This window comes from Enterobacter cloacae complex sp. OE43NF (genome assembly GCF_023544405.1).
GTDB classification, from domain to species: domain Bacteria; phylum Pseudomonadota; class Gammaproteobacteria; order Enterobacterales; family Enterobacteriaceae; genus Enterobacter; species Enterobacter cloacae.
Map to the genome: position 1 here is coordinate 1 of NZ_JAMJFW010000026.1, position 15,690 is coordinate 15,690.

General features: G+C 55.2%; 17 protein-coding genes, 1 tRNA gene and 1 pseudogene. 5 read left to right on the top strand and 14 right to left on the bottom strand.

Annotation, left to right across the window (positions count from 1 at the left end; genetic code table 11):
• The 3 genes from M8370_RS13510 to M8370_RS13520 all read right to left on the bottom strand — a co-directional run.
• Window positions 1-185 (bottom strand): DEAD/DEAH box helicase family protein (locus M8370_RS13510; protein WP_250021185.1); only part of this gene is annotated, 185 nt, incomplete at its 3' end.
• Window positions 151-309 carry a hypothetical protein gene (locus M8370_RS13515; protein WP_045898209.1) on the bottom strand — a complete coding sequence of 53 codons (159 nt, stop codon included), beginning with the start codon at window positions 307-309 and terminating at the stop codon, window positions 151-153. The genes M8370_RS13515 and M8370_RS13510, both read right to left, overlap by 35 nt.
• Window positions 306-482, bottom strand: a complete 177-nt coding sequence (locus M8370_RS13520; RefSeq protein ID WP_013098603.1) for a hypothetical protein — start codon at window positions 480-482, stop codon at window positions 306-308. Before M8370_RS13520 ends, M8370_RS13515 begins: the two co-directional genes overlap by 4 nt.
• A gap of 1,483 nt (window positions 483-1,965) precedes the next feature.
• Between M8370_RS13520 and M8370_RS13525 the strand changes: the two genes are divergently transcribed.
• Window positions 1,966-2,574 carry a tyrosine-type recombinase/integrase gene (locus M8370_RS13525; protein ID WP_250021186.1) on the top strand — a complete coding sequence of 203 codons (609 nt, stop codon included), beginning with the start codon at window positions 1,966-1,968 and terminating at the stop codon, window positions 2,572-2,574.
• Entirely contained in the window at window positions 2,564-2,776 is a 213-nt protein-coding gene (locus tag M8370_RS13530; protein ID WP_039271884.1) for a hypothetical protein, read from the top strand. The genes M8370_RS13525 and M8370_RS13530 overlap by 11 nt, the downstream gene beginning before the upstream one ends.
• 388 nt (window positions 2,777-3,164) lie before the next feature.
• Here M8370_RS13530 and M8370_RS13535 read toward each other — a convergent pair whose 3' ends face one another.
• From M8370_RS13535 to rraB, 6 genes are all read right to left on the bottom strand, one after another.
• The gene (locus M8370_RS13535; RefSeq protein ID WP_039271888.1) at window positions 3,165-3,431 is read right to left on the bottom strand and encodes a hypothetical protein; all 267 of its coding nucleotides are present in this window, start codon (window positions 3,429-3,431) and stop codon (window positions 3,165-3,167) included.
• A 9-nt stretch (window positions 3,432-3,440) separates the two neighbouring features.
• Complete coding sequence (locus tag M8370_RS13540) at window positions 3,441-3,767, bottom strand: hypothetical protein (protein WP_039271889.1); 327 nt, start codon at window positions 3,765-3,767, stop codon at window positions 3,441-3,443.
• 502 nt (window positions 3,768-4,269) lie between these two features.
• Window positions 4,270-4,351 (bottom strand) — tRNA-Leu (locus M8370_RS13545).
• A 106-nt stretch (window positions 4,352-4,457) separates the two neighbouring features.
• Window positions 4,458-5,180, bottom strand: a complete 723-nt coding sequence (locus M8370_RS13550) for a topoisomerase II (protein WP_250021187.1) — start codon at window positions 5,178-5,180, stop codon at window positions 4,458-4,460.
• 30 nt (window positions 5,181-5,210) lie between these two features.
• Window positions 5,211-5,969 (bottom strand): tRNA isopentenyl-2-thiomethyl-A-37 hydroxylase MiaE, encoded by a 759-nt coding sequence (miaE, locus tag M8370_RS13555; RefSeq protein ID WP_050859692.1) that lies wholly within the window; start codon window positions 5,967-5,969, stop codon window positions 5,211-5,213.
• A gap of 46 nt (window positions 5,970-6,015) precedes the next feature.
• A complete protein-coding gene (rraB, locus tag M8370_RS13560; protein WP_006810300.1) occupies window positions 6,016-6,441 on the bottom strand; it encodes a ribonuclease E inhibitor RraB in 426 nt (141 codons plus the stop codon).
• A gap of 99 nt (window positions 6,442-6,540) precedes the next feature.
• Between rraB and argL the strand changes: the two genes are divergently transcribed.
• The 3 genes from argL (at window position 6,541) to xynR (ending at window position 8,570) form a co-directional block, all read left to right on the top strand.
• Entirely contained in the window at window positions 6,541-6,636 is a 96-nt protein-coding gene (gene argL / locus M8370_RS13565; RefSeq protein ID WP_215723726.1) for a putative translational regulatory protein ArgL, read from the top strand.
• Entirely contained in the window at window positions 6,606-7,610 is a 1,005-nt protein-coding gene (argF, locus tag M8370_RS13570) for an ornithine carbamoyltransferase (protein ID WP_250021188.1), read from the top strand. The genes argL and argF overlap by 31 nt, the downstream gene beginning before the upstream one ends.
• 201 nt (window positions 7,611-7,811) lie before the next feature.
• Window positions 7,812-8,570, top strand: a complete 759-nt coding sequence (gene xynR, locus M8370_RS13575; protein WP_250021189.1) for a DNA-binding transcriptional repressor XynR — start codon at window positions 7,812-7,814, stop codon at window positions 8,568-8,570.
• 4 nt (window positions 8,571-8,574) lie between these two features.
• Here xynR and M8370_RS13580 read toward each other — a convergent pair whose 3' ends face one another.
• The 5 genes and pseudogenes from M8370_RS13580 to M8370_RS13600 form a co-directional block, all read right to left on the bottom strand.
• Window positions 8,575-10,185 carry a glycoside hydrolase family 43 protein gene (locus M8370_RS13580; protein WP_250021190.1) on the bottom strand — a complete coding sequence of 537 codons (1,611 nt, stop codon included), beginning with the start codon at window positions 10,183-10,185 and terminating at the stop codon, window positions 8,575-8,577.
• 11 nt (window positions 10,186-10,196) lie between these two features.
• Window positions 10,197-11,579 carry an MFS transporter gene (locus tag M8370_RS13585; RefSeq protein ID WP_013095375.1) on the bottom strand — a complete coding sequence of 461 codons (1,383 nt, stop codon included), beginning with the start codon at window positions 11,577-11,579 and terminating at the stop codon, window positions 10,197-10,199.
• Window positions 11,580-11,803: 224 nt separating this feature from the next.
• Window positions 11,804-13,770 (bottom strand): annotated as a pseudogene (gene yagF, locus M8370_RS13590) (xylonate dehydratase YagF).
• A 14-nt stretch (window positions 13,771-13,784) separates the two neighbouring features.
• Window positions 13,785-14,693 (bottom strand): 2-keto-3-deoxygluconate aldolase, encoded by a 909-nt coding sequence (yagE, locus tag M8370_RS13595; RefSeq protein WP_224085222.1) that lies wholly within the window; start codon window positions 14,691-14,693, stop codon window positions 13,785-13,787.
• A 239-nt stretch (window positions 14,694-14,932) separates the two neighbouring features.
• A complete protein-coding gene (locus tag M8370_RS13600; RefSeq protein WP_129253148.1) occupies window positions 14,933-15,385 on the bottom strand; it encodes a YhcH/YjgK/YiaL family protein in 453 nt (150 codons plus the stop codon).
• Window positions 15,386-15,690: the final 305 nt, after the last annotated feature.

Genomic DNA, 15,690 nt, shown 5'->3' on the forward strand with positions numbered 1-15,690 from the left:
CGGCTTTCAAGTTCTTCCTTCACTTGATTACATAAATCATGTGTTGGCATCACGAGAAGATAACGGGGGGGAATTGCTTCGGAATTTGTTAATAAACTTGACTTGATGTAGTGCTGTAACGTGGTGGACTTTCCAGATCCGCAAATTGCATCAACGTAGGTTATTACTTTTCTTCTTTGGTTCATTGGTTTCCTCTTTGTTAAGGACTGTTGTTATTAATTCGCTCACCAGTGCGGCGGCGGCTTTATTTTCACGATTAGCCCGATTGATCAAAGCCTCGTAAGTTTCAGGGGTGAAGTTAATCTTCATTCTTTGGAATCCTTCTTAAATTCATCAAAACGGGATAGTGCTTCTTTAAACATCTGTTCACGTTCGAAATACTTTCGTTTTCTGGCTACGTACATAGATGCGTAGATTAAATCTCTTGTGGCTTTACCACTCACCAGTTCATAAAACACCTGGTCACTGCTGAAATACTTCATAGAAGTTTGTCTCCTTATTCATTGTGGGGACTCACCTTGTCGGTGAGCTACAGACGCAGAAAAGCCCCCTCACCGAATGCCCAGGAGGAGGCTTAAAAGGAAATCTGTAGAGTGAATTGTTGTTCTGTTTCTTCAGAACATACCTAACTATAACATACAAACGAACGTTTTGTCAAGACATTTATTGATCTATTTCAATACCTTGCTAAATGTCAATGCCATAATGTGCTTTATAGCAACATTAGTTAGTGGAAGTCAACAAGTTTTTATGGTAGTTTTGCCAACCGAAGATGACGCTTCTACGATTGGCATCATTTCCGGCTCTTCATGCGAGTGAGCCGATCTTGTAGCTACGCTACATCGCACAATGAACCTGTTAACACATCATTTTAATGATAAGCCCTTTTACATAATTTTGATGTGTTGAGATCGTAGGCTCACAATGGACCAGCGATCAGCGGGTGAATGTCGCATGAAAAAGTATCTGCACAATGATGTATGTTCGAGGAATACGAGAACATAAGAGAGATAATTAATAACCTTAATTTAATTAAGGGTAGTTAGTAGTTGGTTTGTGTCAGTGAGTGAAGCGAACATGACAAGTTTCTATACAGGAAAAATCTCTTCTCAACAATAACTTTCAGTAGAGGTTACTTTCATGCGCGTGATCAGCGCATACCAAATTGTACAGTCCACTTTATGGAGAATTAACCCTACATCCCTCGTTTCACTCATGATTGCGTGTTAATCGCGAATACTCGCCTCCATAGCGCCGGAAAAACCCCACGCTAAATACATTCTAAATACCAGGTATAGCGATGCTTATTCCATCCTAAATAACCAGCCTGTAACGCTCTCTGAGCGCCTTTCTCACTTTCAAAGTATCTTTCATCACTTATACGAAAGCCTTGCGCCGTGCGGCTCACAGCGATCATTGTCCACAATGTACACTTTCATGACAGGTGCAATGTGCTGAACGAGCTTACTAAATTGAAACGATGTTTCTTTTTTCATGCCGAAAACCGCCAATTAGTTAGCATTCTAATCATTTCTTATCACAATCAATTCGAATGAGAATTACTATCATCTACAGTGCAATTACGCCCTACTTCGATACACATTAGTAAAGTGTATTCTCTAACTCATTGATTCTATTCAATCAGTACACTTTTCCATCACTTCACCGTGCAAACAGGGGTAACTCCCCGTCATCGAAAATAAATTTCTTGACAGAACTACCGTTTCATGAATCATGTTGTTAAATGTATTTTCATCTATTTTTCAATCACTTACTGATATTTGCCAAAATCTGCGCCTGGAATTGGGGAAGTGCCTCGGGCGCTGTTCGATAGGTCAGGCAACCGCGCACACCTTTTGATCATTTCGTGCTCTTCATAAACAAACGTATCGTGCAACATATTGAAAATGATCAATTTCTGATCAATGATGTTTTCAACGAAACGAACAAGAGGAGGGATAAAGAATGGAAGGTATCGCAGTTGCGCTTAGAAGCGCGGAGGACGTGAAAGCAGTGGCGGCAGAGCTACGACGCAATACCAGAACAAACCTGTTCTACTGTGCATGGGTGATGCAGTATGAGAGCGCATTACGTATCTCTGACCTGTTAACCCTCACCTGGTCACAATTCAGTGCAGGGAAAACGCATATCGAGGTGAAACAGCAGAAATCTAAACGAAAGGCAGATCCTAATAAGAAGGTGAAACCGCTCCGTATCAAGATTACTGACACCATGCGGAAAATCGTAGAGATGCGGAGAGAGGAACAATCCACTATGCCTGTGAAGACGGATTTCATCTTTAGCAAAGGCGATCTCCGTAGCAAAGGCAACGCCGTAACCCGTAACACTGTGTTCACTGAGTTCAGCAAGATCGGGCGTAGAGTGGGGTTCTCTAACGTAGGGTGTCATACCCCACGAAAATCAAAAGGGCGAATTTTATTCAGTGCAGGTGTGCCGATTGAACAGATCGCCCTTCTCCTGGGCCATGCTGATCCACGGTCAACGCTCTTTTATATTGGTTACACGCTCGAAGTAGGCGACGAATTGACAGAGGAGTTTAGCCTTGAAATCTAAATATCTTGTGCTGACGCTGACATTATTACCAGCCGTGGCTAATGCCGGACAAATTACGATGACCAACCCACAGGAAGAACAGACGGAGAACGGAAAAACGCTATGCGTGTATGAGAACACCAATTACCTGTTCACATACGTTACGAGCGCTCAGAGTTGCCTGTATGCAAAAACATTCGATACAGAGGATTCAGAAAATTGAAGAAGGAAGAAGAGCCGATCACCAGCTTTATCTGGTGTGGTGCTACGGTGTGCGTTTATACGCAGGTAGTAAAGTTTGCAGGGACGACGATACAGCGTCACCTGTTACCAACAAACCTCAGAAGAGCAGTTGATCAGCAAGTGGCAGGGGCCGCCAACCACCAAGAAGCCAGCCCCCGCCGTATTCAACATTCCCAACGGAGAGAAGGAAATGGAGAACAGCAGCATTATGGCTTTAGCGCTCGCGCTGTGCAACGTCAAAGCCGGAAGACAGGGTGATGGAGAGATAAAACCTCTCCGAGTGCCAGCTATGACAGGAAGCCAGCTTCATTTGCTTATGATATGGCTACGGGCTTTACAGGGATGATACGAGGGGCGCAATGCCCCCTTTACAGCTGTACCTCCCACGGATAAGTTTTCATTTTCCTCATTGGGTACTCTTGACCATTCACGGTGAAGGTGAGTTTCTCTGTATCAATCTCCCCCTCAACCTCCTTGTAGTCGAATGGAAATTTCACTTTGTTATCATCAATCTTGTATAGGCCGCCTGGAATGTTAGCGCCATGCTCAACCTGCAAATAATCCCCCTTGATTGTCCAGCGTCCATCTACCTGGTATCCAATCGCGCTGCCATGTTCATTAAAGTAAATGCTCATGATGATTCCTTACTCTTTGAACTCGATTTCTTGATCGTCAAATTCCCCTTTGCGAGAAATCTTGACTGAAAAACGTTTGAAGGTTTTGAAAAACTCCTCAAGCGTCATTGTGACTTTTTCCCTTCTTAACCCATGTTCATCGTCTGAAACAAATGCTTCAACATCAAAGAAACGCTCTGCTGAGTAGAAGGAAATACCTTTCACAATCTCACCTTCTTTCAATACCCCTTTGTCTCTCAGAAAGTCGCTAAAGTCTTCCTGATCAGCACTGTCTGCTGCAACGCTTCCCTTCCAGTCGTCATACTGAACGTGCGCTTTAAAGTGTTCTTTTTCCATCTTATTTATCCTTTGCTGTGAGTAATCAAAGGTAGCGTAGCGCAAAATTTGGACAATACAAGCCATAAAGCCCCGTTAGTGGTACAAGCAACAAGCGGAGCGTAGCGACTTCATCAGATAGTCAGAGGGATCACACCTTATCAGGGTGCTCGTGTACCGTTAGGAGCGTGAGCGAAGCGCTGGCAGAGCCTGCATGTCGTGTGCAGGTACGTTTACCACTATTCACCTGTTTACGCAGCCACAAGGCTGCACATCGGGCTTAAATGCGTGTGATCAGTCTGTTTTGGTATAGGTTTAGAGACGGCGGCACGTCTTCCAGCTTCAAAGGGAAAAGCGATACGAGGTTGAGCTTGGGAACTACTCGCCACTATGTGCTAACATACCAAAGCCATTAACAAACACAGTGGCTTTTGTACGTGATGAAGAATAGACATTTTCAACTGGTCAATGAGACGGAATTTTCACACTAACTCATTGATTTAAAAGAAAATAAGGTACTGAATGCCGAAGGCCGGACTCGAACCGGCACGTATTTCTACGGTTGATTTTGAATCAACTGCGTCTACCGATTTCGCCACTTCGGCACTGAAGGGGATGCGGAAACGTTGTGGATTATACCTGTCGCGCGCCGCCATGCAAGCGACGACGCGCGAAACCCGCGCTAAGTGCCCAAAAAACAAGCGCCCTTCGTCAGTCCAGCTCAGACACCGCCAGCCGAATCACCCTCGCCGCCTTCTGCTCCGGCAGCGCAAGCACCTTGGCCCACATCTCCTGCACCATATCACAGGAGAGCTTCTCTTTGCCCACCGCCTTCTCGGGCATCTGCAGCAACTGGATGTCCTCGCCGTACTTATCGGCAAGCGCCTTCATAATCGGTCTCACATCCTCGACAGCCGCCTCGCGCTCGGCCTGGGTCACGATGTGGCGGTTTTTGCCGTAGGCTGCGCGCATCATGTCGGCGTCGGCCTGCATGCGACGCGCCATCAGGTCTTTATCCAGCATGCGCATCGGGTTGATACCGCCCTTTACCATCGGGTAGAGGAAGCGGAAGCAGGCGTCGTCGCTCACCTTCTGGATGGCGGCGGTCTGCTCCATATTGATGGTCATGTAGTTCACCACGTTGGCGTCCGGGGCGTTTTGCAGGCGCGACATCTGCAAATGCAGGATCTGCGGCTGGATGGTGTCGATAATCTGCTGCTCCGGCTCGCCCGCTTTTTGCAGGGCGGCCATCTGGTCGAGGATGCGCTGATGCAGCGCGGGCTCCTGCTCCTTAATCACCTGCCAGGCGGGCATCGCGTTGAGGGCGTTATCCATCTGCCGTTCCGGGGCGCGCTGCCTGTCGAAAAACACCCAGAACGCCACGGCGGCAGCCGCAATGACGACAATCACAATACGGGTCCACGTTTTATTCATCTCGCATCCTTATCCTTGAGTTATGCCGGTTTACACCGGCACGCCGCTGTGGAAGCGAAACTCGTTGTCCGGTGTCGAGATAAGTGTGGCTTCAATTTCGCCAAAAAGCTTTATGCGCGGTGAGATATCGTCGTCGCTCACCTGCCGGGCCAGCGTCAGGTAGTCCTGATAATGGCGCGCTTCCGAGCGCAGCAGCGAGAGATAGAACTTCTGCAGGTCGTCGTCGAGGAACGGGGCCAGCGCGGCGAAGCGTTCGCAGGAGCGGGCTTCGATGTAGGCGCCGCAGATGAGCTTATCGATCAGCGTCAGCGGCTCGTGGGTGCGCACTTCCTTCAGCATCCCTTTGGCGTAGCGGCTGGCGGTGATTTTGACGTACGGAATGTCGCGGGCCAGCATCGCCTCGCGCACCTGCCAGAAGTGGTGCAGCTCCTCTTTAATCAGCAGCACCATGCTGTCGATAAGCGCCTGGCCCCACGGGTCGTCGGTTTTGGGCATCACGCTTTTGCCAATCTGCCTGTGCAGGGCGATGAAGTCCGGCTCCGGGCCGTCGCGGAAGGTGAACAGTTCATAGGGTTTGAGCCAGTCGAGCAGCGCGTCGGCACCGCTTTCGTCGGCGACGTATTTACGCACCAGCAGCAGCGCGGTCTGGGCGGCCTTGAGCTCGCACACCATGTGGTCGGTGAGCAGCAGCGGCAGGTTCGCCGGGTCGCGGGCTTTATCAATCCATGCTTGCGGGGTCGGGCACTGGAGGAAGTTGAGTACGGGGGCAAGTATCTGCGGGTAATCCATGGTTCTGCCTTGAAAAAGCGGTGGCGCGCGCCACCGCCTGAAACGCTTAGTGACGCACGCCGTCGTCGTCTTCATCGACGTAATCTTCGTCGTCGCCCTCTTCGCCGTCTTCACCGTTCGGATCTTCGAAGTAGGTTCCCCAGCCGTCGTACTCCACGTCAAACTTCTCGGCCAGGTTCATCAGCTGTTCTACCTGCGCGTCGATCAGCTCCGCCTTCAGCGCGCCTTCGCTCAGGATGTCGCAGCAGATGACGGTATCGCCCTCTTCCACTTCCAGCTCTTCCGGCTCGGTCACTTCGTAACCCAGTTTAAAAGCTTCCACCGCCATTTTTTCCAGCGCGTCGAAATCATCCGCAGAGAAATGGTGCTCGATGGTGTACAGCGCGTCCGGATCGCTACCGTCTTCCAGCAGCTCTTCAATAATCAGACGCGTCTCTTCGCGTTGTTCTTCCAGGTGTTCCGGGTTTGCCATGGCTCATTCCTCTTTAAAGTGCGGCAGATACTTCTATTTTCACACACGGACGTGTTTGCCTCCACCTTTGTAAGAAAGATTTGTTAAACGGGGTTGCAAATGAATAATTACACATATAAAGTGAATTTTAATTCAATAAGTGGCGTTTGCCATGTGAGGATAAAATGTCTGATCTGTACAAGAAACACTTTCTGAAATTGCTCGACTTTACCCCTGCACAGCTCACTTCTCTGCTGACTCTTGCCGCACAGCTCAAAGCCGATAAAAAAAATGGCAAGGAAGTACAAAAGCTTACTGGCAAAAACATCGCGCTCATCTTCGAAAAAGACTCAACCCGTACACGATGCTCTTTCGAAGTTGCCGCATTTGACCAGGGCGCGCGCGTCACCTATTTAGGGCCGAGCGGCAGCCAGATTGGGCATAAAGAGTCAATTAAGGACACCGCGCGCGTGCTGGGGCGGATGTACGATGGCATTCAATATCGCGGTCACGGCCAGGAAGTGGTCGAGACGCTGGCGCAGTATGCGGGCGTGCCGGTGTGGAACGGGTTGACTAACGAGTTCCACCCGACGCAGCTGCTGGCGGACCTGCTGACCATGCAGGAGCACCTGCCGGGCAAGGCGTTTAACGAGATGACGCTGGTCTACGCGGGCGACGCGCGCAACAACATGGGCAACTCAATGCTGGAAGCGGCAGCGCTGACCGGGCTGGATCTACGTCTGGTGGCTCCGAAGGCCTGCTGGCCGGAAGAGAGCCTGGTGGCGGAGTGCAGCGCGCTGGCGGAGAAGCACGGCGGGAAGATCACCCTGACGGAAGACGTGGCGGTGGGCGTGAAGGGTGCGGACTTTATCTATACCGACGTGTGGGTGTCGATGGGCGAAGCCAAAGAGAAGTGGGCGGAGCGGATTGCGCTGCTGCGCGGGTATCAGGTGAACGCGCAGATGATGGCGCTCACCGGTAACCCGAACGTGAAATTCCTGCACTGTCTGCCGGCGTTCCATGACGACCAGACCACGCTCGGCAAGCAGATGGCGAAAGAGTTCGACCTGCACGGCGGGATGGAAGTGACGGACGAGGTGTTTGAGTCGGCGGCGAGCATCGTGTTTGACCAGGCGGAAAACCGGATGCATACGATTAAGGCGGTGATGGTGGCGACGCTTGGGGGTTGATTGGATCCTCTGCGGTCTGATGCCCTCACCCCGGCCCTCTCCCACGGGGAGAGGGGGAAAACACTAAAAAACGACAACAGGGTTGTCGTTTTTGCTTTTACCTTGCACGGGGAGAGGGAGCAAACCGGCTCTGCTTCATTGATTTTTCACCCCGAAAAAGGTACGTTTTCGCCTTAATTCCAGCGTGGACATACCAGCATTATGCCGATTATTCAGTCTGTTGAACGTGCGTTGCAGATCCTCGACCTGTTCAACGAGCAGGCCACCGAGCTTAAGATCACCGACATCAGCAAACTGATGGGGCTGAGCAAGAGTACCCTCCACTCCCTGCTGAAAACCCTGCAGCTTCATGGCTATATCGATCAGAACCCGGAGAACGGCAAATATCGCCTCGGCATGAAGCTGGTCGAGCGCGGTCATTTCGTTGTGGGCTCCATCGATATTCGTCAGAAGGCGAAAGGCTGGCTGACGGAGCTGTCCCAACGGACCGGGCAGACCACCCATCTGGGGATCCTGGACGGGCGTGAAGGGGTTTATATCGAGAAGATTGAAGGCAAGCTGGCCGCCATCGCCTATTCGCGCATTGGCCGCCGCCTGCCGGTTCACGCCACCGCCATCGGCAAGGTGTTGATTGCCTGGCTGGGCGAGACCGAGCTGAACGCCCTGCTTGAGGGCTATCAGTACACCACCCATACCCCTTCCACCCTCGCCTCTCGTGAAGCATTAATGGCCGCTCTGGCGCAGACCCGCGAGCAGGGCTATGCCCTGGATAGCGAAGAGAACGAGCAGGGCGTGCGCTGCGTGGCGGTGCCGGTGTGGAACCATGAATCCCGCGTGATTGCCGCTCTGAGCCTGTCGACGCTGACCTCGCGCGTGGACGATGCCGGGCTGGCTAATTTCCGCGAGCAGCTTCAGCAGGCCGGGCTCCAGCTCTCACGCGCGCTGGGCTACCCGGCCTGAGCCGTTATGCCGGCTCGTAGGTGAAGTAGTCGAAGTCCGCGTGGCAGCCGTCGCCGCTGATGTCCTCGCAGTGCAGCCCCACAAACGCGCCGGTGAAGAAACCGCGCCCGCCGATGTAGTCGTCCGACAGCTTCCACGCCTCATATGTTACCGGCACGGTGTGCCACGTCTCGCCATCGAACGAGTAGCTGTAGCGGTAGACCAGCGTATCCACATCCACCCGCAGCCAGACGCTCTCCGCACTCTCCGGCACCGGAATCGGCTGCTCATGCAGCGGCCATGACGGCACATTGTGGTCGAGTTGAATAACCTTGATGGTTCTCCCCTTCCCCTCCTCGTAGTCCACAAAGCAGTAGCTCCAGTTTTTACTGTTGTAGTAGCAGGTCAGTCCGGCGCTTTGCTGGAAGTGAACCGGCGAGAACTGCATCCGCGTTTCGGAGCGGAAGGTGAAGTGCTGCCAGCGGCGCGCCACGGTCGACTGGGTAAAGGTCGAGTTGAGCGAGTCGTTGCCGTAGAGCCGTAAATAGCCCGGGCGCGCGGTGAGCGAGCCGAGGGTGTCGTCGAACGGGATGCGCAGGGTCTGCAGTTCCGGGTCAAGCGTGCTGCCGTCGAAGTCCTCCCGCCAGTTGCCCTGAATGGATGCAGGCTGTTCCGCCACCTGTGGGCCTTTCACGGTCAACTGCGCGTGCTTGCCGCCTTCCACGTACGGCCAGCCGTCGCGCCATTCAATGCGGGCGATGCCGGTCTCGCGCCCCAGCGGACAGTAGCCGCGTCCGCCGGAGGCCAGCAGCGGCACGCCGGGCAGGCGCAGCGGGCGGCTGGTGAGGTAGGCCATGTACCACTCCCCGGTGTGGGTCTGCAGCAGCGAGCCGTGGCCGCTCTTCTGCAGCGGGTTCTCCGGCAGGTGCCAGCTGGTCATCATCGTCACCTCCGGGTGCAGCTCGTACGGCCCGTCGATGGTTTTTGAACGCAGCACCACAACCGCGTGCTCGTAGCTGGTGCCGCCTTCGGCGACCATCAGGTAGTACCATCCCGCGTGGCGATACAGGTGAGCGCCTTCGGTGTAGCAGAGCGGCGTGCCGGTAAACAGGGTTTTGCGCTCGCGCGAGAGGGTGCCGGTCTGCGGGTCAAACTCCTGCATCACAATGGTGTTGTGCGGGTTGCTGTGGTGGCGCGGCCCCCACGGACGGTAGAGGTAGTATTTACGGCCATCGTCGTCGTGGAACAGGGATGGGTCAAACCCGCCGTTGCCCATCGGGATCGGATCGCTCCACGGCCCCTCGATGGACGGCGCAGTGACGAGGAAGTTGCGGCCGTTTTTCCACGGCGAGTCGACAATCTTTACGTCGGTGTAGAGCAGCCAGAATTTGCCGTCAGCGTAGCTCAGGCACGGCGCCCAGATGCCGCCGGAGTCCGGGTTGCCCTTCATGTCCAGCATCGACACGCGGTCCAGCGGCGTGCTGACCAGCGACCAGTTTTTCAGGTCACGGGAGTGATAGATGCGCACGCCCGGGAACCACTCGAAGGTCGAGGTGGCGATGTAGTAGTCCTCGCCCTGACGGCATAAAGACGGGTCCGGGTTGAAGCCGGTGAGTATTGGGTTGGTGATTTCCATATTGCCTCCGGTTAATGGGATGCGGCTGTCGCTGCGTCGGGAACGGCCTCGCCCTGCGCCGCGCGGTGCTTGATCAGCTGCTGGCTGATGGCCTCCACGCGGGCATCGGTGAGCTTATAGAACGACAGCATGATGAACATGCCCACGTAGAGCACCACCGGCACCACGCAGAACAGAATTTTGATGGTGGTCAGCACCTCAACCGGCTGCACGCTGCTGCTGGCGGAGTAGTTGACGTACGCCAGGATCCAACCCACCACCGCCCCGCCAATCGCCAGGCCAATCTTCAGGCTGAACAGATAGGTGGAGAACACCAGTCCGTCGAGGCGTCGCCCGCTGCGGCTCTCCTCGTAATCCACCACGTCAGAGGCCATCAGCCACTGCAGCGGCGTGGTGGTGTTGAAGACGAACAGGAACAGGATGTTGAGGGCGAAAATCAGGGCAATATGCTCCGCCGGGGTGACGAAAATCAGCAGGCTGATCAGCGAGTAGGCGACGATGATCCACTTGAAGGCTTTTACCCGGTCAAAGCGGCCCAGCAGACGGGAGGAGCAGAGCGAGCCAAACATGGTGGCGAGGCTGCCGTAGAGTAAAAACTGGGTCGCCATCTCCGGGTGATCCATCACGTATTTGACGAAGTAGAGCGTGGCCCCGCCGCGTACCACGTTGGAGCAGGTCGCCATCATCTTGAACGCGCACATGATCCGCCACTGGCCGTTGCCCAGCAGCAGCTTAAGGTCTTTCGCCACCGACGAGCCCGGCTGAACCTCAAAGGTGTAACGCTCTTTGGTGGTAAAGAAGCAGACGTAGAGCAGCACCACGCCGGTCAACCCCAGCACGCACATGGCGCCGAAATAGCCCACCTGCTCGTCCCCTTTGCCGATGATGCTCACCAGCGGCAGCGCGATGCCGCTAATGGCAAGCGAGCCCGCCGCCGCCAGGAAGAAACGCCACGACTGCAGGGCGTGACGCTCTTTCGGGTCGGCGGTAATCACGCCCGGCATGGCGCAGTACGGCACGTTAACGAAGGTGTAGACCAGGGTCAGCAGAATGTAGGTTACGCAGGCGTAGATGATTTTGCCCTGCGCAGAGAAATCCGGCGTGTAGAAGGTCAGCATGCAGACGATGCCAAACGGGATCGCCCCCCACAGCAGGAACGGGCGGAACTGGCCGTAGCGCGTGCGGGTGCGGTCCACCAGCAGCCCCATCAGCGGGTCGGTCACGGCGTCGAGCACGCGGGAGACCAAAAACAGCGTGCCCATAATGCCCGCCGACAGGCCAAACACGTCGGTATAAAAGTAGGCCAGCAGGAACATGGTGGCCTGCCAGACAAAGCCGCAGGCGGTGTCACCCAGCCCGTAGCCAATTTTATCTTTCATGGTTAATTGCATCATCATCGCACCTTTATTTTCGTATGCTGATTTCACAACATCGTGTTAATGGAGTGTAATGAGCTGTTCAATTAACCAGCAATGGTCATATCTTATTTCCGAATTACGATATTTTGCTTTTGTGACGCCACCGATATATCGCAACGCATTGTTTAAATTGATAAATTTAAGATGCGCGAAAACCGTCCACGGGATATTTCCCGTAGACGGTATCGCTCAGAAAATAATTAAAGTCCGAGTGCTTTTTTACCGGCGTTAATTACCTCGATAATTTTATCGGTGTCATAAATACAGCCTTTCCAGGTGCCGCCGCTCACCGACTGTAATGCCGCCCACAGGCGGGTATCGTCCGGCAAAAAGTCATGAGGGTGCAGGTCCGGGTGCGTCTGTCTTACTGCCAGCTCGCGCGCGCCCTCTTCCGGCGTCAGCGGGTTTTCTGCGGTACCGATAAAGTTGACGCTGCCCGTCAGGGTCAGGCGATCCACGGCAATCTCGATGATGTCGTTGTCGCGCAGCTTGCCAATCGGCCCGCCCGCCAGCGCTTCCGGCGACACGTGGCCGAAGCAGGCGCCCGTCGATACCCCCGAGAAGCGCGCATCGGTGATTAACGACACCGTCTTGCCCCATGAGATATGCTTCAGCGCAGAGGTGAGCTGGTAGGTCTCTTCCATGCCGGTACCGGACGGCCCACCGCCGATCACCACCATGATATCGCCCTGTTTAATCTCTTCCTGCTTGATGGCTTTAATCGCCTGTGCTTCCGAGACAAACACCCTTGCCCGGCCCGTATGACGGTAAACGCCATCGTCACCCACCACCGACGGGTCAATGGCCGTGGCCTTGATCACCGAGCCTTCCGGCGCGATGTTGCCCGTCGGGAAGCAGACCGTTGAGGTCAGCCCTCTCGCTTTTGCCTTCTCGGGCGGCAGGATCACGTCATCCGGATCCACGCCGTCCTGCTCGCGCAGGCACTGGCGGAAGCGCTTACGGCGCTCGGACGCCTGCCACCAGTCGAGGTTCTCGCCCACCGTCTGGCCGGTGACGGTCATGGCATCCAGATGCAGCAAACCGAGATCGCGCAGGTGAAGCATCACCTCCGGCACACCGCCCGCAAGGAAGGCGCGCACGGTTGGGTGATAGTCCGGGCCGTTGGGCAGCACGCTGACCAGGCGCGGCACCCTGCGGTTGACGCGTGTCCAGTGTTCTACGTCCGGGATCGTGCAGCCCGCCGCGTGGGCGATGGCCGGGATGTGCAGCAGTAAATTGGTGGAGCCGCCGAACGCCGCGTGGATCACCATGGCGTTTTCGATGGCTTTATCGGTGAGGATATCGCGCGTGGTGATGCCGCGGTTATCCAGCTCGCTCACCGCCCGCGCCGACTGGCGGGCAATTTCCAGCCACACCGCCTGTCCGGACGGCGCCAGCGCGGAGTGCGGCAGCGCCAGACCCAGCGCTTCGGCCACCACCTGCGAGGTGCCCGCCGTGCCGAGGAACTGGCACCCGCCGCCCGGCGACGCACAGGCGCGACAGCCCAGCTCGGCGGCCTCCTGCAGGGAGAGTTCATGGTTGGCGAAGCGCGCGCCGATGGTCTGCACCTTGCCCGCGTCTTCCCCCACGGTCGGCGGCAGTGTCGCCCCGCCCGGCACCAGAATGGTCGGCAGATTGTGCATCGAGGCCAGCGCAATCATGGTGGCGGGCAGCCCTTTATCGCAGGTCGCCACGCCAATGACCGCCCGGCGCGTCGGCAGGGAGCGAATCAGACGACGAAACACAATCGCCGCATCGTTGCGGTACGGCAGGGAGTCGAACATCCCGTGCGTGCCCTGCGAGCGACCGTCGCACGGATCGCTGACGAAGGCCGCAAACGGGATCCCGCCGTTGCGGGTGATCTCCTTCGCCGCGGCCTGCATCTGCATGCCGATCTCCCAGTGCCCGGTGTGGTAGCCCAGCGCAACCGGTCGTCCGTCCCCGGCGCGGATGCCGCCCTGGGTGCCAATAATCAGCACCTCTTTGCCGGTCAGCTTGTTGGCGTCCCAGCCCATCCCGGCGTTCTGGGTCATGCCGAACAGGTGCCGCTGGGGGATTCCATCAGCATCTGCGGAGTCAGCGGCAGCGCGCCCTGCGGCCCCGCCGCATGGGTGATGACGGCATAAAACGCATCATCCTGCGGGGTGTAAATTTTCTCGATGGTCATGGTTATCGTCCGGCTCAGCAGAGCTTGAGCTGTTGCAGCAGGGTTTTCAGCTGCGCCTTACGCGGCTCGTCCAGCGCAGAGGCGGGCGGCAGCACGTGGGTAGAAATCGGGCGGCCGCAGAGCACAATCGCCTCTTTAATGACGTTCACAAACGGCGTATCCAGCTGATACATCTGCGGTATTTGCAGTAAGGTCTGATGATACTCAGCCGCTTTCGCCACGTCTTTATCCCGCCAGGCTTTCAGAAGATTCACCGACACCTGCGGAGCAAAGTTGCCGCTGGCCGAGATCGCCCCATCGCCGCCGAGCAGCAGGGTATTAAACAGATGATCGTCGTAGCCGCATAGCACGGTGAAGTGCGGATGGGCGGCTTTGACGGTGTGGATCATGCTGCGCAGATGGGCCACGGAGTCGATGGTATCTTTAATGCCGGCGATGTTGCTGCGCGAGTCAGCCAGGGTTTTCACCAGCGCCGGCGTCAGATCCTGCCCGGTCAGCGCCGGGAAGTTATAGAGGATCACCGGCAGCGTGACGCTGTCGGCCACCTGCTCGAAATAGCGGATCAGGTTCGCTTCAGACACCTTCCAGTAGTAGGGGTTGATCACCACGATGCCGTCCGCCCCCGCCTGCTGGGCGTGCTGGCTCAGTTCAATGGTTTCCCGGGCGTTGGTGCCGCCGGTGCCGATCAGCACCGGCACACGACGATCGACGTGATCGATAGCAAAGCGGGCAATGGTTTTACGCTCTTCGGCGCTGAGCTGGGAAAACTCACCGCCGCTGCCCAGGAAGAACAGGCCGTCAACGCCTGCCGAGATCAGATCGTCGATCAGCGCAGCGGTGCCCGGCTTATCAAGCTGGCCATCGGCGGTAAAAATGGTGGAGACAGGGGGAATGATTCCCGTGAACAACGCGGACTGCGGCATGAGATCTCCTTGCTGAATCATTTTGTTCTATATTATAGAACGGCGTTCATTAATTTAACGATCATACTATGACGCAGAAAAAGCGCAGGTAAATGAGAAGGGAAGAGGGAGTGCGGGAAATTTAAGCTGGATCACATTATGCGTGGGTGCGGTCTGGTGCCCTCACCCTAACCCTCTCCCACAGGGAGAGGGAACTTTTACACCCTCTCCCCTTGGGAGAGGGCCGGGGTGAGGGAAAATTACTCCACCAACATCTTAACAACCACTTTCCTGACCTTAGCAGGCCCCCCCACCGCGCACAGCGGCTTATGCACTTCACCCGGCCAGAACACCACGAAATCCCCTTCGCTCAGCACCACGGTTTTCTCCTGCTCGCCTTCCGGCAGGAACGCGATGTCTTTATCCGCCAGCCAGTCGGTGTCCGGCGTGCCGTGTGGCAAGGTACTGAACGTCATCCCTTCCTGCCCTTTGAGCACAATCTGAATGTCCAGATAGCGCGCATGGTACTCCGCGCGGCGCTCGGCAAACGGCTGGGTCATGTCTTCGGAGACCAGATAAAACAGGTTGCTGCCGTTGATGTCATGCTTGCCCGGCGGGGTGGCGTCGGTGACGTGGGCCTTAACGTGCTCGATGGCCAGACGCAGGGGTTCCGGTAGCCAGGCTTGCAGATGGTGGATGTTGCCGATAATCATAATTAAACCCTCATAATAAAACACTGTTTCATTTTCATCTTTTATACGAGAATTCAAACTGCCATACCAGCCCTTTTTCGCGGAGAGTTGCGCGAACGCATGTTTATCGGGAAAGGTGTTAATCTGCTGTTAATCCCTCACAGGCATTTATGCAGTTGTTATGCATAACCTCAGCGCGTCGTGACGATGCCGTGACGCTAACTCACTGATTGTACTGCCTTCATCATAAAACTCGCGCCAGCTTCACACTTTATCATTTTGATTATTTGCTATTAAATTCCATAATTATTTATTGATTTTTCTTA

Excerpts from the sequence above, each read along its gene's own strand:
- M8370_RS13515 (WP_045898209.1), bottom strand. The coding sequence starts at position 309 with ATGAAGATTAACTTCACCCCTGAAACTTACGAGGCTTTGATCAATCGG.
- M8370_RS13520 (WP_013098603.1), bottom strand. The coding sequence starts at position 482 with ATGAAGTATTTCAGCAGTGACCAGGTGTTTTATGAACTGGTGAGTGGT.
- M8370_RS13525 (WP_250021186.1), top strand. The coding sequence starts at position 1,966 with ATGGAAGGTATCGCAGTTGCGCTTAGAAGCGCGGAGGACGTGAAAGCA.
- M8370_RS13535 (WP_039271888.1), bottom strand. The coding sequence starts at position 3,431 with ATGAGCATTTACTTTAATGAACATGGCAGCGCGATTGGATACCAGGTA.
- M8370_RS13540 (WP_039271889.1), bottom strand. The coding sequence starts at position 3,767 with ATGGAAAAAGAACACTTTAAAGCGCACGTTCAGTATGACGACTGGAAG.
- M8370_RS13550 (WP_250021187.1), bottom strand. The coding sequence starts at position 5,180 with ATGAATAAAACGTGGACCCGTATTGTGATTGTCGTCATTGCGGCTGCC.
- miaE (WP_050859692.1), bottom strand. The coding sequence starts at position 5,969 with ATGGATTACCCGCAGATACTTGCCCCCGTACTCAACTTCCTCCAGTGC.
- rraB (WP_006810300.1), bottom strand. The coding sequence starts at position 6,441 with ATGGCAAACCCGGAACACCTGGAAGAACAACGCGAAGAGACGCGTCTG.
- argL (WP_215723726.1), top strand. The coding sequence starts at position 6,541 with ATGAATAATTACACATATAAAGTGAATTTTAATTCAATAAGTGGCGTT.
- argF (WP_250021188.1), top strand. The coding sequence starts at position 6,606 with ATGTCTGATCTGTACAAGAAACACTTTCTGAAATTGCTCGACTTTACC.
- xynR (WP_250021189.1), top strand. The coding sequence starts at position 7,812 with ATGCCGATTATTCAGTCTGTTGAACGTGCGTTGCAGATCCTCGACCTG.
- M8370_RS13580 (WP_250021190.1), bottom strand. The coding sequence starts at position 10,185 with ATGGAAATCACCAACCCAATACTCACCGGCTTCAACCCGGACCCGTCT.
- M8370_RS13585 (WP_013095375.1), bottom strand. The coding sequence starts at position 11,579 with ATGATGCAATTAACCATGAAAGATAAAATTGGCTACGGGCTGGGTGAC.
- yagE (WP_224085222.1), bottom strand. The coding sequence starts at position 14,693 with ATGCCGCAGTCCGCGTTGTTCACGGGAATCATTCCCCCTGTCTCCACC.
- M8370_RS13600 (WP_129253148.1), bottom strand. The coding sequence starts at position 15,385 with ATGATTATCGGCAACATCCACCATCTGCAAGCCTGGCTACCGGAACCC.